At 48.5% G+C, this 24,895-nt stretch carries 20 protein-coding genes and 2 riboswitches; of the genes, 12 read left to right on the top strand and 8 right to left on the bottom strand.

Features of this window, described 5'->3' with window-relative positions; all coding sequences use genetic code 11:
- Positions 1–154: 154 nt before the first annotated feature.
- The 4 genes from QUA27_RS22425 to QUA27_RS22410 form a co-directional block, all read right to left on the bottom strand.
- Positions 155–886 (bottom strand): urea amidolyase associated protein UAAP1, encoded by a 732-nt coding sequence (locus QUA27_RS22425; RefSeq protein ID WP_333070632.1) that lies wholly within the window; start codon positions 884–886, stop codon positions 155–157.
- Positions 887–1,186: 300 nt separating this feature from the next.
- Positions 1,187–1,963: an ABC transporter ATP-binding protein gene (locus QUA27_RS22420; RefSeq protein WP_333041363.1), complete on the bottom strand. Its 777-nt coding sequence runs from the start codon at positions 1,961–1,963 to the stop codon at positions 1,187–1,189.
- A gap of 59 nt (positions 1,964–2,022) precedes the next feature.
- Positions 2,023–2,874, bottom strand: coding sequence for an ABC transporter permease (locus tag QUA27_RS22415; RefSeq protein WP_333070629.1), 852 nt, complete (start codon positions 2,872–2,874; stop codon positions 2,023–2,025).
- Positions 2,875–2,981: 107 nt separating this feature from the next.
- Positions 2,982–4,049, bottom strand: coding sequence for an ABC transporter substrate-binding protein (locus QUA27_RS22410; RefSeq protein WP_333070627.1), 1,068 nt, complete (start codon positions 4,047–4,049; stop codon positions 2,982–2,984).
- A 144-nt stretch (positions 4,050–4,193) separates the two neighbouring features.
- A riboswitch (guanidine-I (ykkC/yxkD leader) is annotated at positions 4,194–4,345 on the bottom strand.
- A gap of 543 nt (positions 4,346–4,888) precedes the next feature.
- Here QUA27_RS22410 and atzF point away from each other — a divergent pair.
- The 6 genes from atzF (at position 4,889) to QUA27_RS22380 (ending at position 11,597) form a co-directional block, all read left to right on the top strand.
- Entirely contained in the window at positions 4,889–6,703 is a 1,815-nt protein-coding gene (gene atzF / locus QUA27_RS22405; protein ID WP_333070626.1) for an allophanate hydrolase, read from the top strand.
- A gap of 40 nt (positions 6,704–6,743) precedes the next feature.
- Positions 6,744–7,487 (top strand): calcium-binding protein, encoded by a 744-nt coding sequence (locus QUA27_RS22400; protein WP_333070625.1) that lies wholly within the window; start codon positions 6,744–6,746, stop codon positions 7,485–7,487.
- Between the two features lie 253 nt (positions 7,488–7,740).
- Positions 7,741–8,682: a tRNA pseudouridine(55) synthase TruB gene (gene truB, locus QUA27_RS22395; RefSeq protein WP_333070623.1), complete on the top strand. Its 942-nt coding sequence runs from the start codon at positions 7,741–7,743 to the stop codon at positions 8,680–8,682.
- A 149-nt stretch (positions 8,683–8,831) separates the two neighbouring features.
- Positions 8,832–9,062: a membrane protein insertion efficiency factor YidD gene (gene yidD, locus QUA27_RS22390; protein ID WP_333070621.1), complete on the top strand. Its 231-nt coding sequence runs from the start codon at positions 8,832–8,834 to the stop codon at positions 9,060–9,062.
- A 216-nt stretch (positions 9,063–9,278) separates the two neighbouring features.
- A complete protein-coding gene (locus tag QUA27_RS22385) occupies positions 9,279–10,493 on the top strand; it encodes a response regulator (RefSeq protein WP_333070619.1) in 1,215 nt (404 codons plus the stop codon).
- 105 nt (positions 10,494–10,598) lie between these two features.
- On the top strand, positions 10,599–11,597 hold the full coding sequence (locus tag QUA27_RS22380) for a glycosyltransferase family 2 protein (RefSeq protein ID WP_333070617.1): 999 nt from the start codon (positions 10,599–10,601) through the stop codon (positions 11,595–11,597).
- 530 nt (positions 11,598–12,127) lie between these two features.
- On the opposite strand, the gene QUA27_RS22375 is transcribed toward QUA27_RS22380, so the two are convergent.
- The 3 genes from QUA27_RS22375 to QUA27_RS22365 all read right to left on the bottom strand — a co-directional run bounded on the left by QUA27_RS22375 (position 12,128) and on the right by QUA27_RS22365 (position 13,952).
- The gene (locus tag QUA27_RS22375; protein ID WP_333070615.1) at positions 12,128–12,457 is read right to left on the bottom strand and encodes a HesB/IscA family protein; all 330 of its coding nucleotides are present in this window, start codon (positions 12,455–12,457) and stop codon (positions 12,128–12,130) included.
- A 132-nt stretch (positions 12,458–12,589) separates the two neighbouring features.
- The gene (locus QUA27_RS22370; protein ID WP_333070612.1) at positions 12,590–13,009 is read right to left on the bottom strand and encodes a cupin domain-containing protein; all 420 of its coding nucleotides are present in this window, start codon (positions 13,007–13,009) and stop codon (positions 12,590–12,592) included.
- Between the two features lie 373 nt (positions 13,010–13,382).
- Positions 13,383–13,952, bottom strand: a complete 570-nt coding sequence (locus tag QUA27_RS22365; RefSeq protein ID WP_333070611.1) for a Fic family protein — start codon at positions 13,950–13,952, stop codon at positions 13,383–13,385.
- 479 nt (positions 13,953–14,431) lie between these two features.
- Between QUA27_RS22365 and gltB the strand changes: the two genes are divergently transcribed.
- The 3 genes from gltB (at position 14,432) to QUA27_RS22350 (ending at position 19,991) form a co-directional block, all read left to right on the top strand.
- The gene (gene gltB / locus QUA27_RS22360) at positions 14,432–19,018 is read left to right on the top strand and encodes a glutamate synthase large subunit (protein ID WP_333070610.1); all 4,587 of its coding nucleotides are present in this window, start codon (positions 14,432–14,434) and stop codon (positions 19,016–19,018) included.
- Between the two features lie 148 nt (positions 19,019–19,166).
- Positions 19,167–19,670, top strand: a complete 504-nt coding sequence (locus tag QUA27_RS22355; RefSeq protein WP_333070609.1) for a GUN4 domain-containing protein — start codon at positions 19,167–19,169, stop codon at positions 19,668–19,670.
- Positions 19,671–19,709: 39 nt separating this feature from the next.
- Complete coding sequence (locus QUA27_RS22350) at positions 19,710–19,991, top strand: element excision factor XisI family protein (RefSeq protein WP_445251534.1); 282 nt, start codon at positions 19,710–19,712, stop codon at positions 19,989–19,991.
- A 401-nt stretch (positions 19,992–20,392) separates the two neighbouring features.
- Here QUA27_RS22350 and psbA read toward each other — a convergent pair whose 3' ends face one another.
- Positions 20,393–21,475: a photosystem II reaction center subunit D1 gene (gene psbA, locus QUA27_RS22345; protein ID WP_333070606.1), complete on the bottom strand. Its 1,083-nt coding sequence runs from the start codon at positions 21,473–21,475 to the stop codon at positions 20,393–20,395.
- Between the two features lie 209 nt (positions 21,476–21,684).
- A riboswitch (adenosylcobalamin-variant (AdoCbl-variant) riboswitch) is annotated at positions 21,685–21,764 on the top strand.
- A gap of 8 nt (positions 21,765–21,772) precedes the next feature.
- Here psbA and cobG point away from each other — a divergent pair.
- From cobG to QUA27_RS22330, 3 genes are all read left to right on the top strand, one after another.
- On the top strand, positions 21,773–23,290 hold the full coding sequence (gene cobG, locus QUA27_RS22340; RefSeq protein WP_333070605.1) for a precorrin-3B synthase: 1,518 nt from the start codon (positions 21,773–21,775) through the stop codon (positions 23,288–23,290).
- A 154-nt stretch (positions 23,291–23,444) separates the two neighbouring features.
- The gene (locus QUA27_RS22335) at positions 23,445–24,074 is read left to right on the top strand and encodes a precorrin-8X methylmutase (RefSeq protein ID WP_333070603.1); all 630 of its coding nucleotides are present in this window, start codon (positions 23,445–23,447) and stop codon (positions 24,072–24,074) included.
- Complete coding sequence (locus tag QUA27_RS22330) at positions 24,071–24,781, top strand: precorrin-2 C(20)-methyltransferase (protein WP_333070600.1); 711 nt, start codon at positions 24,071–24,073, stop codon at positions 24,779–24,781. The genes QUA27_RS22335 and QUA27_RS22330 overlap by 4 nt, the downstream gene beginning before the upstream one ends.
- Positions 24,782–24,895 lie beyond the last annotated feature (114 nt).

Below are 24,895 nucleotides of genomic sequence, written 5' to 3'. Positions count from 1 at the left end.
CAGATCGGTGCTGATTAGATATAGTTTTCAAATCTGGTTTCTTAGGTGTTTTGCATCAGTTTTTGATGGCTCTTTTAACCGCAGATGTTATGCAGATAAACACTGATAAACGCAGATGATGGCGGGAATTGGAGGCGATTAAATGCAGTGCTGTCTATTGCAGGAACAAAGCATCGGTGTTGGTGAAGCCGCGCACAACTTCTGGGTTGGCGGTGCGGCACAAGTCGTCTGGTGCGGGTGCGGGGGTTTTCACAATCTGAATTTGGATGGGTTTTGGATCGTAAATTGAAGCCGGATGCAGGATGTGGGGGCAGTTAGATATAACGGTCAATACGTTCATTTCAGCTCGCAAATCGATAAAACTCCCCGGTTTTTCGCAGCCTTCGCGAAACTCCATCGTGCCGTCTGGTTTGACGGCAATGCGAGTAAATAAGTTGAGGTTGGGCATGATATCTTTTTTGCCCAATCCCCACCGAGTTAAGGCTTTGAGGAAGTTGTCGCGGGAGTTTTTCCAGTCTCCTTCGCCGTATTTTTTGGCATTGCTAATGGCGTTGCTGCATCCTCCTAGCAAATCGTGACAGCCGGAGGTGTCTTGGGTGATGGAAAATAGGACGCGTCCCATGTCTGTGTAGATCACCATGCCTTGTTTGAGAAAGGCGTTGAATTGAATTTTGGCGGTGTCTGCTGCGTTGAAACGTTCGATCGCATTGTCCGCGTTGTAGCACAGCATGGAAACGCCGCGAGAGCCTTCTAAATCAGTGATTCGCAGGGTGTTTCCCCGCTTGATGACCCCCGACCAGTACGCGCCGCCCGGTACGGTTTCTTGCATTAATACGAGGCTTGAATCGATTTCTGAGTTTGTGTCGATCGATGATAGTTGCACCATAAGTTCCTCTTGATGTATTTGGGGGTGTCAGCGAAACAACACAATAGTATTTTGTAGTGGCACAACTCACCCTCTCCCAAAGTAATATTTATCTCCACTGATATCTTGCACCATTCTCAAGAACGGGCAAGATGCCCGTTCCACAACACTCACTTTTATTGTGGAACGGGCATCTTGCCCGTTCCTAAATAGGTAATTGACAAGGGTGCAAGATGTTAAGTTTCCACTTACTTAGGTTGGCAGTTAAACTCTTGGCGCGGGTGCAAAAAGGGCAACTACAAACCTATTTCTATTTTCTATTTAAGCAGCCATTGCAACAGCTTCCTGTCCGTGTTTCCGCATCAAATCCATGAGTTCGTCGCGGTAATCGTGGAATTTAGCGTGGCGTTTAACGCTGGGAGTGCGATCGGGCAAATTAATCGACATTTCCTTTCTCACTGTACCGGGACGAGCGCCCAAAGCATAAATCCGATTTGAAAGAAACACCGCTTCTTCGACATCGTGGGTAATCATAAAGATTGTAATCTGAGTGCGGCGCCACAAATCGAGCATAAATTCGTGCATCGATTCTTTAGTGTGGATATCCAAGGCGCCGAAAGGTTCATCCATTAATAACACTTTAGGTTCAGAAGCGAGGGCGCGGGCGATCGCCACCCGCTGTTTCATCCCACCCGACAATTCCTTCGGCAGCGACGAAGCAAACTGCGTCAATCCTACCACATTCAAATAATAGCTCGCTTGTTCGCGCCGCTTTTTCTTGGACACGCCTTGAAGTTTGAGGCCAAACTCGGCATTTTCCTGCACGTTCATCCAAGGATAAAGAGTGTAATGCTGAAATACCATACCTCGATCCGGCCCAGGCGAAACAACTTCTTTGCCATCAATTTTCACTTCCCCTGTTGTCGGCTTGTCCAATCCCGCAATCTGCCTCAACAGAGTAGATTTTCCAGAACCGGATGCGCCTACCGCGCAGATAAATTCGCCTTGCTTGATGCTCATATTGATGTCCTTGAGGACAACTAACTTACCCTTTTTTGTTTCAAAGTTTTTGTGCAGATTGTTGATTTGTAGAAACATGAGTTTATCCTCTGTATTGTAAGTAAAAAAATGACACCATTCTGCCTTTTAACATCTGCTTACTGTTTCTGACTGGACCATTTACAAGAAACCCGCAGCAGATATTGAAAAAGCAAGTCAAAAGCCAATCCGATCGCCCCAATGACAATCAGCCCCACAAAAATTTCATCGGTTCGGAGAAATCGACCGGCGACGCTGATCCGGCGGCCTAAACCTTCGGTTGCCGCAATTAATTCCGACACGATTACCAATTGCCAAGCCGCAGCTAGGTTGATGCGGCTAGCATCAAGAATTCCCGGCAAAACGTGGGGAAAAATAACTTGAGTTAGGATTTCCCAGCGATTCCCCCCCAATATATAAGTAGCTTCGATCAAGTCTTTTGAAACAAACTTGACCGTATCCATCACCATTAGCGAATTGAAGAAAAAGACGCCGATAAATATCAGGGTAATTTTGGGTTCTTCGCCGATTCCCAAGTAGAGAATTAGCAGGGGAATGAATGCTGGTGCGGGCATATATCGCATCAAGCCGAACATGGGTTCCAGCAAGGCGCGAATGCTGGGAAAACTGCCCATCAGCACGCCAATTGGTATGGAAAAAACCAAGGCGAACAGAAAGCCCACTCCCACCCGCCACAAACTCGCTACCGTGTCTTTCAAAAGTTCGCGAGTGTTCCACAGCCGGCCAAATGCCTCTAAAACTTTGCCGGGTGAAGGCAAAAATTTGGGGTCTACATCGGCGAAGGTTGTTACTAGCCACCACAGCAGCAGCGGCAGTGCGATCGATGTTACCGTTAACCCAATATTGAGGGGTTGTGGTATCTCTTCCGCAATCCGCCAGAAAACGGTCGGATTTAGGCTTTTTTGCTTGAGGTGGGATTGGATCGATCGCGGATCGGGATTTGGTGGCATGATTTAATTGCAGAACAATTGAGCGAGTAATGGAAGTTGATTTTGGGGATTATAAAAAGTATTTTTTTTTAGGTTTTTTGTGTCTGCACAATCGTAAATTAGGCCTTTTAGCTTTTACCTTCGGAATAAGCTTTTATAAAGCGATAGTCAAATAATGTGCTGATATCGGGTTGGGTTTTTGCTAAATTTACATCTACGAGAAATTTAGTCATTTCGGCCGCCGCAAACTGTAATGATGTCATGTCATTTCCCGGTTGAAACGCTTTCAAGTTTTCCTCGATCGTAAATATCTTAGTGCCGTTTTCATATTCTTTGTATTCCTCAACGCTGACTCCGGCGCGGTTTGCTAGAATTTCGTAAGATTTCTCTTTATTTGCTTTCATGTATTCCAAGGTTGCGAACCATGAATTGACCAGGGCTTGCACTCGATCTGGGTGTTCGTTGATAAACTTGCGCGTGAATACCAAATGGTCGGAAATTGCCCCCGGAAAATCTTTTGAACTAAACAGTTCCTTGCTGTTTGAGCGTTTTAATGCCTGGGTGGTAAACGGCGCAAATACTGCCACTGCATCGACTTGCCCTCCGACGAAAGCCGCCGCAGCTTTGCCGGTTTCCAGCGGTACAAATTGAATGTCCTGCACTGATAAACCTGCTTTTCTCAGCCCTAACAGCAATAAAAAGTGATCGACTGTACCTTCCTCTGCTGCAACTTTCTTTCCTTTCAAGTCGGCAACGGAATTGATGCCTTCGGCGACAATTACTTTGTCATTTCCCGTCGAGTTGTCGTTGACTAAAACAATTACTTGGTCGGCGCCGCCCGATATCGAGTTTACTGTATCGCCGAGGGTTTGGCTGTTAGCATTTATCTGTCCTGCTGTGAGGGTGCTGATGGATTCTAAGTAGCCGTCAAACCATTTTAAGTCTACAGCAACATTGTTGGCTTCAAATATTTTTTGTTCTTTGGCAATTTGCCAAGGAAACCAGCCGGGCCACGCGCTGAATCCGAGGCTAACTGCATCAGCACTTACTGAAGAAGCTGCTTCGCTTTCAGTCGTGGTTTTGATATAAATTGCCGGGTTGACGCAGCCGACAGCGAAAAACAAGGTGATGAAAAATAGGGCGCAGTAGGATAAGGGCGATCGCGTTATTTTTGGGGAGCAATATCGGATATTCATAGCATATTCTGGTTGCTGGTTAGAGGTGAATATGTCGATCGAGCTTTTGCACCTTCTTTGGCTTCCTTAGCTTCCGCAAACCTCCCTGATATACAAGGATAAAGCCCGAGAGCTAACGAACCGAGTCTTGATGACCGATCGCGTTTCTCCCGGGCTTTTATCCCGCCGTGTAACTGGCTAGTGTTTCCCTAACATCAAAATATTGGGAGAACCAGTCTGCTTCTCTCGGACCAGCACTTGAACTTTCTAAGCTTACTTAGAAACTAATTCAAATCGGAACCCTAGAAGCGGTTAAATTTTTAGTTTTTTGTCTGTATAAGTCCTGTTTGCAACCTAAGGAGTTATTCAAGACTGTCCGTAAAAGCAATGCACTTAGCTTTTTTAAAGGTAAGCACAATGTAGCGTGCAATCATATTAGATTGCTACGTTTCAAACGGTAACAGCAAACTTAATGAAAAAATGTGTAAAATGTTACAAAAAATTGTTTTTTTGGGAGTTGTTAATTAAAATTTTTGGAAGATTAAAGCGGGCGATGAGAGGGGACGATGGGAAATCGCGAAGTTTACCTGCACACAAAGACGAAACCCGCAAGGTCAGGGTTGAATATTTCTCAAGAAATACTTCGAGCCCTCGACTAGATGCAAGTACGATCGACAATGCGGTAAACTAACCTTCTATTTGTAAGAACGATCGCCTTGCACAGCCTTTGAAGTCATTTCTTCAATCTAAAATCTAAAATCTAAAATCTAAAATCGAACGATCGCCAAACACAGCCTGTGAAGTCAACTCTTCAATCTAAAATCTAAAATCTAAAATCTAAAATCGACTGACCGTGCATTATGGAAAAATTTAACTACAGCAACAGTCTCGACATTCATTCGCTGCTAGATCGCTACCGCACCGGCTCGATCGCGCCTGCAGATGTAATCGCGAGCGTGTACGATCGGATCGAGCGCTATGCAGATCCGGCGGTATGGATTTATTTAGCACCGCTGGCGGAAACCCTCGAACGCGCTAAAGCTTTGGAAAACCTAGATCGGGAACAATTGCCGCTTTACGGGATACCTTTTGCGATCAAAGATAATCTCGATTGGGCGGGCGTTCCCACTACGGCGGGATGTCCGCAGTTTGCTCGCACTCCAGCGCGATCGTCCGCAGTCGTAGAGCGGCTGTGCGCTGCAGGTGCGATCGCGATCGGCAAAACAAACATGGATCAATTTGCCACAGGATTAGTCGGAACCCGCACGCCTTATGGAGTTTGTCGCAATCCGTTCGATTCACGCTACATCCCCGGCGGATCGAGTTCCGGTTCCGCCGCAGCAGTCTCCGCCGGATTGGTGAGTTTTGCTCTGGGTACCGATACTGCAGGCTCGGGGCGGGTTCCCGCTGCTTTTACCAACATTGTCGGGCTGAAGCCAAGTTGCGGCTCGATCGGCACTCGCGGCCTGCTGCCGGCGGTGCGATCGCTCGATTGCGTTTCTGTGTTCGCTCTCACCTGTGCGGATGCAGCCTCGGTGCTGGCAGTAGCCAGCGGTTTTGACGCTGAGGATGCGTTTTCTCGTCGCCCTGAAACGAAAGTTTTGCCGGATTTATCCCGCTTGCGAGTGGGAGTTCCCGGAGACGGCGAACTCGAATTTTTCGGGAATTCAGAAGCCAAACAGCGCTACCGAGAGGCGATCGCGCGCTTGCAATCATTGGGCTGCACGATCGCACCTATTGACTTCAAACCCTTTGCAGATGCTGCGGAACTGCTCTACGGCGGGCCTTGGGTAGCAGAAAGGTTGGCCGCGATCGGCGATTTCCTCGACGCGCACCCAGAGGATATCGATCCGATCGTCTACGAAATTATCAGCGGCGGCAAACGCTACGATGCCGTCTCAGCCTACCGCGCGTCGTACCGATTGGCCGAACTCCGCCAGCAAGCAGAAATTCAGTGGGAGTCAATGGATGTGTTGGCGGTGCCGACGACAGGCACTATTTATACTGTCGCAGAAGTTGCAGCCGAGCCGATCGCGCTCAACACCAATCTCGGGCGCTACACGAACTTTGCGAATTTGCTCGATTTGTGTGCGATCGCAGTTCCCAGCGGGTTTCAAAGCAGCGGATTGCCAGCAGGATTGACACTGATGGCTCCTGCGTGGCACGATTTATCGCTCTGCAGCCTGGGATCTGCTTTCCACGCTCGCTTGGGGGGAACTATGGGCGCAACCGGCCTGCCGCTGCCCACCCTCCCGGAACCCGTCATCGCAGCAAAACCTTCCTCAGAAAAACGAGTCAAAATAGCCGTGGTTGGCGCTCATTTGAGCGGTGAGCCGCTGAATTATCAACTAATCGAGGGGGGAGGCGTTTTGGTTCGCGCCTGCCGTACCAGCCCGATTTACAAGCTGTACGCTTTGACGGGTACTGCCCTGGGCAAGCCGGGATTGGTGCGTCAGATAGAGGGCGGTAGCGCGATCGAGGTGGAAGTTTGGGAGTTGTCGATCGCGGCTTTCGGCGGATTTGTCGCTAAAATTCCCCCGCCGCTGGGAATTGGTACGCTGGTGTTGGAGGACGGCTCGACGGTGCAGGGGTTTTTGTGCGAACCTTATGCTGTGGCGGATGCGATCGATATTTCTCATCTCGGCGGTTGGCGAGCTTATAACTTCCGGTTTTAAGCTAAGTTAGAATGGCAAATTTCTACCCATCTTCAGAATCATGCCATCAGCAGTGCCAATTCGACCCATTCCCGTCACAACCCCAACCCCCACCAACGGTACCAGTCCAGGAGGATCACCTGGCGGCACTCGGGGCACCAGCGGTCCTGACTCCCTCAGAGGTAGTGCGGGCGCTAACTTGATATTTGGTTTGGGTGGCCCTGACAGCATTTTTGGCTTAGGTGCCAACGATTCCCTATACGGCGGCGACGGCGATGACTCACTGCTGGGCGACGTTGGCAATGATTTGCTGTTCGGCGGTGCCGGCGGCGATAGCGTTTTGGGCGGCGCCGGCGGCGATACTTTCTACGGCGGCAAAGGTTCTGACTCCATGCTGGGCGACGAGGGCAATGATTTGCTGTTTGGCAACCAAGACACCGATACTTTGTTGGGAGGCGCGGGCGATGACACGCTTTTTGGGGGGGCCGGCGATGACTCGCTGTTTGGTGGCATCGGCGATGACTGTTTATCGGGCGATCGCGGCCGAGATACTTTAACTGGCGGCGTCGGAAACGATACTTTTGCGATCGGGCGATCGGCAGATGGTGACGTGATTACAGATTTTACTGATGTTACCGATCGAATTCGCTTGACTGCCGGCCTCACCTTTGGCGAACTCACCATTTCCGCTGGAAGCGGAACTTCGCCGAGTACAATTATTCAGCTTACAAGCAGTAAGGAAACTCTGGCTACTTTATTCGGAGTTGCGCGCACTTCTATCAGTCAGGCGGACTTTATTTTTTAATGGGGAATTGGGAATTGATAATTGGGCGGGCGGGTACTTTGTAGTTTTAAGTTTTCAAGGTCGAACTTTTTAACTCCAAACCGCTTTCCCGTTGCTAATAACGTTAGCTTTCGCGATGCGAAGGAAAGCAATCTCAAAACTTTTCATCTTCCTTTTTCTTGCTTGCTTCTCTGCTTTAAATCCCGTACGCTGTTTCCTTGCCATCTTCCTTCTTCCTTCTTCCCTCTTCCTTCTTCCTTCTTCCTAATGACTAATGACTACTGACGGTTTTCTCAATCTCAACAAACCTGCCGGCATGACATCTCACGACTGCGTGGGGCGAGTGCGTCGGCTATTGAAACTCAAGCGAGTCGGACACGGAGGAACCCTCGATCCTGCTGTGACTGGCGTTTTACCGATCGCCCTGGGCAAAGCAACCAGACTGCTGCAATATCTCCAACACAATAAGGCTTACCGAGGTACGATTCGGTTTGGCTTAACTACTGCTACTGACGATTTAGAAGGAGAAATTATCCATTCTCGACCGGTGCCAGAGTTGAGTTTGGAAAAAGTGCAAGCTGCACTGCCAAAATTTATAGGAAAAATCGAGCAGTTTCCACCGAGTTTTAGTGCGGTGCAGGTGGGAGGAAAACGCCTTTATGAGTTAGCTAGGAAAGGGGAAACTGTAGAAGTTGCTGCTAGGAATGTCGAGGTTTTTCGGCTGGAAATATTGGATTGGCGGCCGGGGGATTTTCCTGAATTGGATTTGTCGATCGCCTGCGGGGCGGGTACTTACATTCGGGCGATCGCGCGGGATTTGGGCGCTGTGTTGAATGTAGGCGGTACCTTGGCTTGTTTGACTCGCACCGAAAGTAGCGGTTTTTCGATCGAGGAAAGCCTCAGTTTTGAACAATTGGAACTGCTATTGCAGGAAAATAAATTCTCCCCGATTTTGCCATCGGCGGTTTTGGGGCATTTAGGGGCGATCGTCCTTTCCCCTGAATATACCAAACGCTGGTTTCAAGGACAGCGCCTCCCGATTCCCGAAACGCCGATCGGGCCAGAGGAGGACAGTAGGAACAATCCCCCCGACAACCCAATACCCCAACCTCCCTATCCGTTGCAGGTGTACGATCGAGACGGTAATTTTTTAGGTATCGGTCAAGTAGCCAACTCAGAGACAAGTACCATATTATCTCCTCAAATTGTGCTGTAGCTATCTAAAATAAAAATGAAAATAGGTATAATTGGTACTGGAAAAGTTAGCGGAAGTCTAACTGCTGAGAATGCCTTCGATTCACCTAGCTTACAGCGGTACGGGACGAGATTTTGCTATTAATCTAATGAATCGCTGAGGTAAAAATTGTGAAAATATTGCTGATCGGATTAATCCGAGGCTACAAAATGGGGATTTCTCCTTACCTGCCTAACGCCTGTAGATTTCAGCCCACTTGTTCGCAATACGCGATCGAAGCAATAGAAAGATTTGGGCCCGCCCGCGGCGGTTCGATGGCAGTTAAGCGGATTTTGCGCTGTCATCCTTTTCATCCAGGGGGTTACGATCCAGTACCTCCCAAAGATAGCGAGGGCAATTAGTTATTAGTTAGAATCTGGATTTTAGTGATTAGTTAATAGTGCAAATAGGCGTGGCATCCTACTGGCTAAAACTACCGAGGGGAATCACTCCCTGATGGGGTTAAATTCGCATAATTAGTGGTTTTTATTAACCCAAATTCAGTAATATCACTGTTATCTTTCAAAACTCAGCAGCTATATAATGGTACAAACAGAGTACAGGGGATGCGAGTTGATATGTCTGCTACCGCAATCGGATACAAAATGTTGTCCCATACTCTGGCTGTACTCAGCCAGAAACAAGCAACGGGGAAACTGCTGTTAGAGCAAGGGGAACAACAGTGGCAGCTTTACTTTTTTCAGGGTAGTTTGGTTTATGCCACGGGAGGGTCGCACAGATCGAGGCGCTGGTACAGGGCGATCGGGCAACACTGTAGAAACTTTCATGTGGATCTCAGAGACCTTGATGCTGGAGAACTGTGGGAATATCAACTGCTTCAGCGAGGGATAGCAGCCAGCGAAATGAGTCTGGAACAAGCTAGGGCGATCGTCCAGACCAGCCTTTCCGAAGTGTTATTTGCTCTGATCGGTCAATCGGGTTTGCGCCGGGAGTGGCGTCCGTCCCAGAAATATTTTTCTACAATTACCTCTTCTTTGCTGCTGTCTTTAACAGAAGTAGAGAAAGTTCTGTGTTGTACAGAAGAAATTTGGCAGAAGTGGAAAGCAATGGGTTTGTGGCTGGTAGATCCAGAACAAGCACCGCTTTTAAAACCGTCGGCTCAGTTGCAGCAAAATCGATTTAGTTCTAATTCTTTGATCGCTTTGGGTAACGTATTCAACGGCGAGAATACTCTTTGGGATATAGCATTTAAGAAAAAGCAGTGCGTGACAGTGGCAACTCGCGCTTTAGTTAATTACATCAAGCAGGGTTTAGTAAATTTCCGAACAGTACCAGACTTGCCGTCGCCTATAGAACAGTGGCGCCTGGCCGCAGCTATTGCAGGGCCGGGTCGCCCTTTGATTGCCTGTATCGATGACAGTCCGACAGTATGCGAATTTTTAGAGCAAATTTTGTTGCCGGAGGGATATCGAGTCCTAAAAATTCAAGACCCAATGCAGGGAGTGGGTATCCTCGCCAAACAAAAGCCTGCTTTAATTTTTATGGACGTGGTGATGCCGAAGACAAGCGGCTTTGCTTTGTGCAATTTTTTGCGGAAGACACCGGCTTTTCGGGAAACTCCGATCGTGTTTTTGACCGGTCAAGACGGTATAATTGACCGCACGCGAGCGAAATTGACAGGTGCTTCGGATTTTTTGAGCAAGCCAGCCAATCCCGAACAGGTTTTGCAAATAGCTGACAAGTATTTGAAGGTAAAAGGCGATCGCTACCCTTTCGCAATTCGCCCCAATGATTTACTGAACTCGCACCAACTTTCCTTGGCAAATTCTTGACCCCAAATTAATGAACACAAGAAGCCCTTACAGGGTGCGTCAGTTCCTGACGCACCCTAAGCTCATTGTAAAATAGAGACGCAATCGAATTTAAGATAATTAATTATGAGTAATGTTACGATCGATCGCACTCCGCAGGTGAGCGTAGTAATTCCGGCTTACAACTGCGCTGCTTACGTCGGCCAAGCCGTAGATAGCGTTCTGCACCAAACCTATACTAACTGGGAAATTATTGTCGTAGACGACGGCTCCCGAGACGATACCAAGTTAGTTTTAGAGAAATATGGCGATCGAATTCGCTACATTTACCAACAAAATCAAGGAGTTTCGATTGCTAGAAATCGCGGCATCGAGCTAGCCCAAGGAGAATTTATCGCTTTTCTTGATGCTGACGACTACTTTTTCCCCGACAAATTAGCATCACAAATGGCTGTATTTGCAGCGCGACCAAATCTAGGAATAGTTCACAGCGGCTGGCGTCTAGTTAATAGTATAGGCGAACCCCTAAAAGATGTCAAACCCTGGCAAAATGTCCCTAAATTAGACTTAGAAATGTGGCTGCGGTGGAAACCAGTATTACCCAGCGCGATGGTATTTCGCCGTCAGTGGTTAGAGCGCGCTGGCGGATTTGATCCTCGATTTCCACCGGCGGAAGATACAGATTTAGTGCTGCGTTTAGCCTTAATGGGATGCGAAGCAGAGTGGTTGCAGCAAGTAACTGTTTGCTACCGCCAGCACGAACAAAGCGCCATGTACAAAGGTTTACCGCAGGCTAAATCCCTCGCCGCAGTGATGGACAATTTTTTTGCCCGCCCCGAGTTGCCGGATAAAATACGTTTGTTGGAAAAGCAAATCAAGTACAGTACCTTAGTTTGGATTGCTTGGTATTTGTACCGCACCGGTCATTCTGTTGAGATGGTAGAGTTTTTGCAGCGTTCTTGGAATTATACGCCTTATTTGCCTGTGGAAACAGTAATTAATTGGGCGGAAGCTTTTGCCGAGTTTTCGCAGGATGCGGGAAATGAATTCGATGCAGATTTATTAGCTCAATCTATCGAGTGGCAGCAGTTAATGCAGTGGACTATTCTCGGTAAGCCAGCTTGATTGTGTTGATAGTCGATCGAGCTTTTATATCATTTCTGGTTGATTCGTTATATTATAATTTGCGCGATCGTAAAAGCGGATTTTACAACCATCTATAGCGCTTCTCACGGAGGTGATATACGCCTAATTCTACTCCTCAAGGGTATATTATGTGGTGCGAATCTCTAGGTGCGGAACTCTTAGATGTTGGATGACACTTGCAGATTGTTGCGGGCGACGCACCTTACCATAATGGTTTTCTGGGAACTTAGGTATATAGGAATTAAGCAACTGGCACATTAAACAAAAGTATGTAGTTGCGCTTCAGCGCTCTTCTCTAATTTAAGAGCGCTGAAGGGCAACTACATAATAAATTTCAACCCCTATTTGTGACAGTTGGTTTTAGTCTTAAGGGGGTAAGTATTGGGAGTTCTGAGTTCGATATTGCAGTCAGTTCCTAATCCTAAAATGGCTTCGGCACTGGTACTCTCGATCGGCTTATTTGAAGGCGTTTTGGACTTTTTATAAGTCTTTGAGTGTCATCCTATTTATTATTCCTTAGCCGAAAAGGAGTTGCCGCAGCTACAGCTTTGGGCGGCATTGGGATTGTGAAATCGGAAACCTCCGCCCATCAAGTCTTCTGAATAATCCAAGGTGAGCTCATTGAGATATTTTAAGTGCTGGGGGTCGATCGCAACGGAAATTCCCTCCGACTCGCATACAGCGTCTTCTGGGGCTGGCGCATCGTCAAATGCCATTGTATAAGACAAACCGGAGCAGCCGCTCGATTCCACGCCCAGACGAAATAAAGCATTGGGGTTCGGATGCTTCGACTTGAGGCGCGTTACTTCTGTTGCTGCTGTTTTGCTCAGATGAATCATTATGAGTAATTGCTAATTGGGAAGTAATGTTGAGTTTTGAAAATGTAAAATGTGCCTAGGCGTCTACCTTACCCGGAGAATGTAGGGTGCGCCGGGCCGCGCACCTTACCCCTATATTTTTAGCAACGTGAGTTACTTAGCTTTTTCATTACGAGCATAATCGTCTTGAAAGCGGATAATATCATCTTCTCCGAGATATTCGCCATTCTGCACCTCAATTAAAACCAGGGGGATAACTCCCGGATTTTCCAGGCGGTGAGAAGTGCACTGAGGAACGTAGGTAGACTGATTTGTAAACAGAACTTGTTCAGTGTCGCCACAAGTAACTTTTGCAGTACCAGAAACCACAATCCAGTGTTCGCTGCGGTGGTGGTGCATTTGCAGGCTGAGGCGGTGTCCAGACTTAACTTCGATCCGCTTAATTTTATATCCTGGGCCTTCTTCTAGAGTCGTAAATGAACCCCAAGGCCGCAATTCTGTAGCGGCTATTGCGTTGGGTGCTGCAGGTGCGTGCAGGGTAGATACTTGAGAAATTTCTTGAATCTGAACCATGATTTTCACTCCTTGAGGATTGCTTGCTGAATCCTTTGGTAAACGACGTTGTTTTTTGAGATTAACTAATCTATAGTTAAAATCGAAGCCCACCTGCGGGGACTGGTTAGCCGACTGTAGAGTTTTGCAAGAGTTGTGCTCAGCCCGATCGACTTGCCTTAACAACCATAGCAAAACCAACATAGCTGTTGTCACCTGTTATTAGATCGATCGCCCCAATCTACATCAAATCTTCATAGAAACGGCGCTGGTTCTTGAATATTGATTAAAGGTGAATCCTAATCCACATCTTGAGACTGCTGCCGCCAAACTTCTAGCATCTGGTTAGAGATAATGACCCTGGGATATACCGCCCGCAACAGCAGCAGATTCATCAATAGCCGCCCGGTGGGTTCGTTACCATCCCGAATGGATGAATCGAAACAAAGCGAAGATGTGCTTTGGCTGCCAACTCTAGCGGATGTAACGATCTGATTTTATCACTGTTGAGCCATTGGATAAATTCCCGCATCAAACCCGAAAGCAAATAATGAGGCGGATAGAGGTATTCGGTACCGGCGGCTTTGAGCTCTAACTGCAGATCGCGTCCAGCTTCCTCCGGGGCGATCGCCCTTATAATTAAGTTGTGAATTTGTTTAATTTCCCATTCACCGATCGCAGTGTCCGATCGCGTTAGCATTTCAATGTAGTCGATCGCATCTCGATGTCCGATGACTTCTAGGTTTTCTCGCCAAGTTTTGCCGCCGACAGTAATGCCGGTTTCTAGGACTAATTCGGTTTCGCCCTGCGTCAAAGTATTTCCCTCAATCGCCTTGGAGTGATAAGTGAACCGAACGTCGTAGAGTTTTTTCAATTCTGCAACCAGGGTGGGAGAAAGCGGCCGAAAGCTATCTAACCACGCTTTGAGTCGATCGACTTTTTGCAATTTTTCAGAAATACTCATTGCTGATGAGAAGGCAAAATGCTGGTGGAGAATGTCACCCACACGCTGAGGATACAGTCGCATTAAAAATGCTATAAACTCATTTCTCAAGAACAGGCTTTCCGGCCTGTTCCACAGAGAGTAAATTTTGTCGGTCCGGCCGGAAAGCCCGCCCTTGAAAAGCTTATTAACAAGGGTGCAAGATGTGAGTTAGTATCGGAATTACTCATCTGTCTTCTCTTTTTCTGCGCTCTCTGCGGCCTCTGCGCTTTAATAATTCACATAATTGAAGAGTCTTTAAGCATAAATCTTTAATCTCCGGGTTCCCTAGTTAAATTATCGGCTTTAACTATTTTTTACTCGGATGGAATAAGCTTTGATTTTTGGGTACATCTACCCAATTGAGTAGATCCACATATAATACATGATACTAGAGCGATCGGCATCCCACCCTCTACTCTAGATCAACATCTTTTCGCCACTTTGACAGGAGCATCAAAATGAACAGCAACGGACTGCCACAAAAGCAAGGTCTGTACGATCCGCAGTTCGAGCACGACGCTTGCGGAGTCGGATTCATCGTACACATGAAGGGTAACAAATCCCACGAAATTGTCGAGCAGGCACTGACAATCCTCTTGAACCTCGACCACCGGGGCGCGTGCGGCTGCGAACCCAACACCGGAGACGGGGCGGGGATTTTGATGCAGGTGCCCCACAAGTTTCTCAAGAAAGTAACAGCGGCCCTAAACATCGAACTTCCCGAAGCCGGCGAGTACGGCGTTGGCGCGATTTACTCGTCGCCAAATCAAACTGAACGGGAAAACGGCAAACGCATTTTTGAGGAAATCGCCGCAGAAGAAGGCCAGGAAGTGCTCGGCTGGCGCGATGTTCCCACGGACAACTCGTCCCTCGGCGACACAGCCAAAGCTAGCGAACCTTTCATGCAGCAAGTGTTCCTCCGGCGGGCCGCAGGTATTGATGAGGCGGCTTTCGAGCGGAAACTGTACGTCATCCGCAAACGGGCTCACAATGCCATCCGCAGGACTAACACAGACCCCTACTGGTATAATTCCACTCTCTCGTGCCGGACGATCGTCTACAAGGGTATGTTAATGCCGGTGCAAGTGGGAGATTACTATCCCGAACTGCACGACCCCGACATGGAAAGCGCTCTAGCCCTGGTTCACTCGCGCTTCAGCACGAATACTTTTCCGAGTTGGGAACGATCGCACCCTTACCGCTACATCGCTCACAACGGCGAAATTAACACGATGCGCGGCAACATTAACTGGATGCACGCGCGGCAATCGCTGTTCGAGTCGGAACTATTCGGCGATGACTTAAAGAAAATCCCCAATTTAATCAATATCGAAGGCAGCGACTCGACGATTTTTGACAATGCTTTGGAATTGCTGAATTTGGCCGGGCGTTCTTTGCCGCACGCTGTAATGATGATGATTCCCGAACCTTGGACAGCCCACGAGTCCATGAGTGACGAGAAAAAGGCTTTCTATGAATACCATTCTTGCTTGATGGAACCTTGGGACGGCCCAGCTTCGATCGCCTTTACTGATGGTACTTCGATCGGGGCCGTGCTCGATCGCAACGGTTTGCGCCCTTCCCGCTACTGCGTTACCAAAGACGACTTGGTAATTATGGCATCGGAAGCCGGAGTTTTGCCGATTGCCCCAGAACGAATTGTATCAAAAGGTCGCTTGCAACCGGGGCGGATGTTCCTGGTAAATACCGAGGAAGGCCGCATCGTCTCTGACGAGGAAATTAAACATCAAATTGCCTCCGAACACCCGTACCGTGAGTGGCTCGACAAGCACATGGTCGAAATCGCCAAACTTAAAGATGCGCCGGCCGTAGCAGAATCTCATCCCGAAACATTATTGCAGCGGCAAATGGCCTTTGGCTACACCTTTGAAGAACTGCGGTTGCTGTTAGCACCGATGGCGAAAGATGGCGTGGAAGCTGTCGGCGCGATGGGTGCGGATACGCCGCTGGCGGTGCTTTCCAATCGGCCAAAACTGCTTTATGAATACTTCCAGCAGTTGTTTGCTCAAGTTACCAATCCGCCGATCGATTCTATCCGCGAAGAAATTGTAACTTCGGCCGAAACTACGATCGGCGCTGAACGCAATTTGCTCAAACCGGAACCGGAAAGCTGTCATTTGATTGAACTGAAAACGCCAATTCTCAGCAATGAAGAATTAGCTAAGCTCCAACACGTAAATGAGGGCAATTTCAAGTCACTCACCGTGCCGATTTTGTTTGACCCCAAAAGCGGCGTAAAAGGTCTCGAACAAGCCTTAGAAGAGGTTTTTGCAGCAGCAGACAGCGCGATCGCCTCCGGGGTGAATATCATCATTTTGAGCGATCGGGGTATCAGTCCAGACAAAGCCCCAATTCCGGCGCTGCTGGCAGTTGCGGGCCTGCACCACCACTTGATCCGCAAAGGTACGCGCACGCGGGCGGGACTGGTGCTCGAATCCGGCGAACCGAGGGAAGTGCATCACTTTGCGACACTTATTGGATACGGTTGCGGCGCGATTAATCCGTATTTGGCCTTTGAGACGATCGCCGATTCGATCCGCGAAGGATTGCTGCTAAATGTCGAGTACAAAACTGCTTGCAAAAACTACATCAAAGCCGCAACTAAAGGCGTGACGAAAGTTGCCTCGAAAATTGGGATTTCCACAATTCAAAGTTATCGCGGCGCGCAGATTTTTGAGGCGATCGGCTTAAACAAATCCGTAGTCGATAAATACTTTGCTTGGACAGCCTCGCGGATTGAAGGCGTAGACCTCGAAGTCATCGCCCAAGAAGCTATTTTGCGCCACAATCACGCATTCCCCGATCGCCCAGCCAGCGGACATACTCTCGATGTCGGCGGCGAATATCAGTGGCGGAAAGAAGGCGAAGCGCATTTGTTTAGTCCGCAGACAATTCACGCACTGCAAAAATCGGTGCGCGAGGGCAGTTATACGCTTTTCAAACAGTATTCGGGGCTGGTTAATGAACAAAACCAGCAGCATTTTACCTTGCGCGGTTTGTTGCAATTCAAACAGCGGGAATCGATACCCATTGAGGAAGTTGAGCCGATCGAATCAATTCTCAAACGCTTTAAAACTGGGGCGATGAGTTATGGTTCGATTTCTAAAGAAGCCCACGAATCTCTAGCAGTAGCGATGAACCGTATCGGTGGCAAATCGAACACCGGTGAAGGCGGGGAAGACCCGGAACGCTACACTTGGACGAACGATCGCGGTGACTCGAAAAACAGCGCGATCAAACAAGTTGCTTCTGGGCGTTTCGGCGTTACCAGCTTGTACCTTTCCCAAGCGCGGGAACTGCAAATTAAGATGGCGCAAGGCGCGAAACCCGGTGAAGGCGGACAGTTGCCCGGTAAAAAAGTATACCCGTGGATTGCCAAGGTGCGGAACTCGACTCCGGGTGTGGGATTGATTTCGCCTCCTCCTCACCACGACATTTATTCGATCGAAGATTTGGCAGAATTGATTCACGACTTGAAAAATTCCAACCGGGAAGCGCGGATTAGCGTCAAACTCGTGTCGGAAGTTGGAGTCGGGACGATCGCGGCGGGTGTTGCTAAAGCCCACGCCGATGTCGTGTTGATTTCCGGCTACGACGGCGGAACCGGCGCTTCGCCGCAAACTTCGATCAAACACGCGGGATTACCTTGGGAATTGGGACTGGCGGAAACTCATCAAACTTTGGTACTCAACAATCTCCGCAGCCGAATTGTCGTGGAAACTGACGGTCAAATGAAAACCGGCCGCGATGTAGCAATTGCTGCCTTGCTGGGTGCTGAGGAATTCGGTTTTGCGACGGCGCCGCTGGTGACATTGGGCTGCATCATGATGCGCGTTTGCCACCAGAACACTTGCCCGGTGGGCGTGGCGACGCAAGACCCGCTGCTGCGGAAAAACTTTACCGGCGACCCCGATCACACGGTAAACTTTATGACCTTCGTCGCGCAGGAAGTCCGGGAAATTATGGCGCAGTTGGGCTTCCGCACGCTGAATGAAATGGTGGGGCGGACTGATGTTTTGGAAGCGAAACAAGCTGTGGAACACTGGAAGGCTAAGGGTTTGGATTTCTCGAAAATCCTTTATCAGCCGGAAGTTGGGGCGGATGTCGGGCGCTACTGTCAGATGGCGCAGGATCACGGTTTGGAAAAGTCGATCGACATGACGGTGTTGTTGGATTTGTGCAAAGGTGCGATCGAAAATGGCGAAAAAGTACACGCCAAACTGCCAATTACCAATGTCAACCGCGTTGTCGGCACAATTCTCGGCAACGAAATCACCAAACGCCACTGGGAAGGTTTGCCAGATGACACGGTACACCTGCACTTCCAAGGCAGCGCTGGGCAAAGCTTTGGCGCATTCGTTCCCAAGGGAGTCACCCTGGAGCTCGAAGGCGAAGCTAACGACTATTTGGGCAAAGGCCTCAGCGGTGGCAAAATCATCCTGTATCCGTCGCCAGCTTCTACCTTTGTCGCAGAGGAAAACGTGATTGTGGGTAACGTAGTGCTTTACGGCGCGACATCCGGCGAGGTTTTCATCCGAGGGATGGCGGGCGAACGTTTTGGGGTGCGTAACTCCGGCGTGAATGCAGTAGTTGAAGGTGTGGGCGATCACGGTTGCGAGTACATGACTGGCGGCAAAGTTGTAGTTTTGGGTGAAACCGGGCGCAATTTTGCAGCGGGTATGAGTGGCGGTGTTGCTTACATTTTGGATGAAGCGGGCGATTTTGCTACTCGCTGCAATATGTCGATGGTGGATTTGGAAAAGTTGGAGGATGTTGAGGAAATTAGCGATTTGCGGCAGTTAATTCAGACTCACTTTGATTTGACTGGAAGTGCGAAAGCATCGAAGGTTCTGGCAAATTGGGACTCGATGGTGCCGGTGTTTGTGAAGGTGATGCCGAGGGATTATAAGCGGGTGTTGCAAGCTATTGAAAGGGCGATCGCATCGGGTTTAAGCGGTGATGATGCGCTGACGGCTGCGTTTGAAGAAAACGCTCGCGATGTTGCTCGGATTGGCGGCAGCTAGGGTTAGGATGGGTGCGTTACGGCTACGGCCTAACGCACCCTACAAAACTATAATTAACTCAAGCATGGGTTTCTCGAAGCGGGCGCGAAGCAAATTCATATGGATCAAGTCAAATAATCTCATATTCAAAATATCTTGGGCGCTGACCATGAGTGATTTTCAATCTTTAAATTATGACAACCAATTTCTTAATCTAGCGTCAGAAAGCGGAGCTGATTACACTCAATTACGCAATTTTTTAGCAGAGGGCAAGTTTAAAGAAGCTGATTGCGAAACTAAACAAATTATACTTTGGGTAGCGTGCTGTGAAAAATTAGGCTATTTATGGCATTCAGATTGGGTAAACTTTCCTTGTACAGACCTCCAAACAATTAACCAACTTTGGGTAAAATACTCAAATGAGCGTTTCGGATTTTCAGTACAAAGGTCTATTTGGCAACAAGCGGGCAAAGATTATGACAAATTCTGCGAATACGTTAAATGGGATTCATTTAATAGTAGAATGACCTATGAACTCCGCGCTCCCCTTGGTCATCTTCCCCATACTTTTGTATATTGGTTAGGACATAGAAGAGTCATCGTCCCTGGTGGAAATAGCTGGGGATTGGGATTGCATTGGTTAGATTCCAAACTATCTGCTTGTCATCTATAAAATAATTATCGTAAATACAGAAGTAGAGAAAATTGTGCAATAGATCAACTAATCGAATATCCCAAACTAATCAAGCGTATTTTGACCGAGTATATAGAATTGTGCAATAATCGCCCTTCTCAACAAGACATTGAGACATTCTTGATTACAAACGAACAAAACGGTCATTACATCTGGATGAACCTGGGCTGGCCAAAGGGCGAGCGCACTACCGATATCACTGTTTACGTTCGGATTCGCGATCGCAAATTCTGGATTGAGGAAGACTGGACAGAAGATGGGATTGCAACGGATTTGGTGCGCGCTGGAGTTCCCAAGTAAGATATTGTTTTGGCATTTCACGAGCCTGGGATGCGGCAGTACACAGATTTTGCAGTAGCTTCGTAGCACTTCAGGGATGGGAAAATTAAAAAGCTCGATCGCACAGCTATTGATGGTTATTTATTGAACAAAATTTTTTTGAAACATTAGTGTACTTACCACCATATTCTCCTCTAGCTAAACAAGATTGAGCCAAGAAGAGTCTTGGTTAAAGAGTCGAACCCGCCAACAACTGCAACAGTTTGATTGTTTACGTTCTGGTAATTGAAGATGTCTTAGGTCAAGCGTCCTAACTGCCTTAGCGACTGCGATACTTCCCATCCCCCCAGTAAAACTCTTTTTTCCCAAAACAAAAAGCGCCCCTATTTCTAGGAGCGCTTTTTGTTATCTCAGACTAAAACTTAGCCATTGATAGAAGGAGCAACCAAAGCTACAGGAGTGACTTCACTTGCAGCCAAGTCAAGCGGGAAGTTGTGAGCGTTGCGCTCGTGCATTACTTCCATACCCAAGTTAGCGCGGTTGATCACATCAGCCCAAGTATTGATGACACGACCTTGAGAGTCGATAATCGATTGGTTGAAGTTGAAACCGTTCAAGTTGAAAGCCATCGTGGAGATACCCAAAGCGGTAAACCAGATGCCGACTACTGGCCATGCACCTAACAAGAAGTGCAAGGAACGGCTGTTGTTGAATGAAGCGTATTGGAAAATCAAACGACCGAAGTAGCCGTGGGCTGCGACGATGTTGTAGGTTTCTTCTTCTTGACCGAATTTGTAACCGTAGTTTTGCGATTCGGTTTCGGTTGTTTCACGAACCAAGGAAGATGTTACCAAAGAACCGTGCATGGCGGAGAACAAGCTACCACCGAAGACACCAGCAACTCCCAACATGTGGAACGGGTGCATCAGGATGTTGTGCTCAGCTTGGAACACGATCATGAAGTTGAATGTGCCGGAGATACCCAAAGGCATACCGTCAGAGAACGAACCTTGACCAATTGGGTAGATCAAGAATACTGCGGTTGCTGCTGCAACTGGTGCAGAGTAAGCGACGCAGATCCAAGGACGCATACCTAAGCGGTAGGACAGTTCCCATTCACGACCCATGTAGCAAAATACACCGATCAGGAAGTGGAAAATTACCAATTGGTAAGGGCCGCCGTTGTACAACCACTCATCGAGGGAAGCTGCTTCCCAGATTGGGTAGAAGTGCAAGCCGATGGCGTTGGATGAAGGAACAACTGCACCTGTGATGATGTTGTTGCCGTACATCAAGGAACCTGCTACTGGTTCGCGGATGCCGTCGATGTCCACTGGAGGGGCAGCGATGAAGGCGATGATGTAGCAGATGGTGGCGCTGAGCAAGGTAGGAATCATCAAGACTCCGAACCAACCTACATAAATGCGGTTGTCGGTGCTTGTGACCCACTCGCAGAAGCGTTCCCAGACGTTGGCGCTTTCGCGCTGCTGTAAGGTTGTTGTCATGGTTTTATGATTGCTGTATTTGGTTGTCAATGTTCGGATGATGTTTATATTATTAACGGTGTTGTTAAGGTTTGTAAAGGGGTTGAGCGACAGTTAAACTGATGACTGATATTAGGAAAGCTGATGAAACCAGAGAGATGGGCGATCGTCAGGGGTTTTGTTAAGAAAGTTGAGGGTTTTGCTTTCTGTGGGTCAGCTCGTGATACCTTTCTAAAACCTGAAAGCGGGAAAGTCCGGTGCAATTCCGGCGCTGTGCCGCAACTGTAAAAGTCAGAATGCCGATTTCGGGGGCGCTTTGTGGGCGTTTACTTTTGGATTCCCTGCGTAGCACGGGGAGGAGATTATTTGTTAGCTTTGACTGATTTGCCGACTTGTCCGGGTTTATTTTACGGTTCCCAAGCCCGAGACGGAGTTTTATCGAGAATGCGGATTCCGGGGGGAATTTTAAACGCGCAGCAGTGTCGGACTATCGCCGATTTGGCCGCTCAATACAGTACCGGCTGTTTGCAAGTGACAAATCGGGCAAATTTGCAAATCCGAGAAGTGAACTCGGAAATAGCCCCGGAAGTCTGGAACCGCTTGCAGGAATTGGGGATAGCGTCTCGCCGCGTTGAAGTTGACCCGATTCGCAATATTATGGCAAGTCCGACAGCAGGGATCGATCGCCAGCAGTTACTGGATACTCGGCCGCTAGTCAAAGCTTGGGATGATTACCTGCAAACACATTCCGAGTTGTCGAAACTTTCGCCTAAGTTCAGTATTGGCTTCGACGGCGGGGAATCGGTTTCGATCCAGGCTTTACGCAACGATATTTTATTAGCTGCATGCGGTCGTTCAACCCAATCAGGAATCGTTTTTCGGCTGCATTTAAACAGCGATACAGGAATTTTAATCCCAGAATCGCAATGTATTTCAGTATTAGCCGCCCTTGCTAGCACCTATCTTGAATATACCAAAATAAGACCTCGAATTGATGGCAAAAAACCGCGTTTGCGTCACCTGCTGGCAGATTGGGGCGCTGAAAGTTATCTAGAAAGGGTACAGCAGAATTTACCATTTTTATGGCAATTCACATCTTGCACCTTTCCCAAAAACAGCCAAGATGCCTCATCTGAAAAATCCCTCCCCCATCACCGACATCTCGGCATTCATCCTCAACGACAGTCCGGTTTCTCCTACATGGGAATTGCACTGCCTTTCGGTAGGCTAGAATCAAAGCAACTGCGGAATTTGGCAAGTTTAGCCCAAAATCTAGCCAGCGGTACCCTGAGACTTACGCCGTGGCAAAATCTGCTAATTTCTGATATCCCCAACTCCCAGCTTTTTGAGGTAAAACAGCAAGTGGCAGATTTGGGATTGCACTCGTCGGCGACTCGCCTAGATTCGTGCTTGGTGGCTTGTGCCGGCAGCAGCGGCTGTGCGTCGGCGGCGACAGATACTCAAAGTCACGCCCTAGCAATGGTGAGGGATTTAGCGCAAAAATTGACGATCGACCTGCCGATTAACATTCATTTCAGCGGTTGCGAAAAGTCCTGCGCCCAGCACCAGCCAATTGATATCACGCTGGTGGGAATTCAGATTGAGCGAGGAGACGAGACGATCGAAGGTTACGACATTTATGCGGGTAGAAAAGATTTGCCCTTCGGACGACAAATTTTTCAGGCGGTGAGTGCGATCGAGATGCCCGGTGCGATCGAGCGAATGTTGCGGGTGTATCAGCGGTTTCGGGAGCCTGTGGAGTCATTGGGTGAGTTTGTCGATCGCCAGGCGATCGACCAATTGCAGGAGTTGTTGAGCACCGAAAATAGGAATTGAAAGTGAAAAAATATCCCATAAAAAAAGACAAATTTTAAGCATTTCTCTTTCTATCTCTCTTGAGATTTCTTCCCTCGCGCCCTTCACGCCTTCGCGGTTCATTCAAAAAATCTATTTCACAAATCCCACAAAATTCCCATAGCAGTTTTAAACAATGATTGACTACATTCGAGACGGAACAGAAATCTACATTAAATCCTTCGCTACAATTCGAGCCGAAGCAGATTTGTCAAGCTTGCCGCCCGATTTAGAATCCGTAGCCGTGCGACTAATTCACAGTTGCGGCATGACCGATATTGTTGCAGATTTAGCAGCTTCCCCCGGTGCAGCCACCTGCGGACGCCAAGCCCTCGTCGCAGGTGCGCCGATTCTGTGCGATGCCCGGATGGTAGCCGAAGGCATCACTCGCAAACGTCTTCCCGCTGATAATCCGGTGATTTGCACCCTCTGGCATTCCGAAATCCCAGAGTTGGCGCGGCAAATGGGAAATACTCGATCGGCCGCAGCCCTTGATTTATGGCTAGACAACTTGCAGGGTGCGGTTGTGGCAATTGGCAATGCCCCGACTGCTTTGTTCCGACTGCTGGAAATGCTGGATGCCGGAGCACCCAAACCGGCTTTAATTTTGGGTTTCCCGGTAGGATTTGTCGGGGCCGCCGAATCCAAAGCCGAACTGGCGGCCAACAGTCGGGGAGTGCCATTTATTACGTTGCACGGGCGGCGCGGCGGCAGTGCAATGGCAACGGCGGCAGTGAATGCGTTAGCGAAAAAGGATGAATTATGACTAAGGCTAGTGGTAAATTGTACGGTTTGGGTATTGGCCCTGGCGATCCAGAGTTGATTACTTTGAAAGCTTATCGGATTTTGCAATCGGTGCCGGTGATTGCTTATCCGGCGATGGAAAATGGTAAGGTGCTGGCGCGGGCGATCGTCGCCGATTATCTGCGCCCGGAGCAAATTGAGATTCCGATGCCGTTGCCTTTTAGTCCGACGCGATCGTCTCAACCTTATTATGATATTGCTGCCGAGAAAATTGCCGCACATCTGAGCGAGGGGCGGGATGTGGCGGTGCTATGTGAGGGCGAACCTTTTCTCTACGGTTCGTTTATGTATCTATTCAACCGTTTGTCGGGGAGATTTACGACTGAAGTTGTGCCGGGAATTTCTTCGACAATGGCGAGTGCGGCTGCGTTGGGAGTGCCGCTGACTTATCGTAACGATGTGTTAAGTATTATGCCTGCGACGCTGGATGCTGAGGTTTTGCGCGATCGACTGGCGGTTGTTGATGCTGCTGTGATTATTAAGCTGGGTCGGCATTTTGCGAAAGTCCGAGACGTACTGATTGAGTTGGGACAGTTCGATCGAGCACTGTATATAGAACGCGCCACTATGCCGAATCAGCGAATTCGGGCGATCGCAGATGTCGATCCCGCTGAAGTTCCCTATTGGGCTCTCATTATGATACCCAGCCAGCAAAAGTCTGTATCTTAATATTTCCATGCCTGAAGGCGACGCGCTTCCAGGCTTTATATCAGGTTCGGATAATTAGTTATAATTAAGGGCAGCCGATTCACAGGGAGGCCAAACCCCCTATGCCAAAAAAAG

The sequence above is a fragment of the Microcoleus harperi Pol14_C6 genome (assembly GCF_036701295.1).
GTDB lineage: Bacteria > Cyanobacteriota > Cyanobacteriia > Cyanobacteriales > Microcoleaceae > Microcoleus.
Note: the sequence above shows the minus strand (reverse complement) of the source record. Positions and strands in the feature narration are given on the sequence as shown.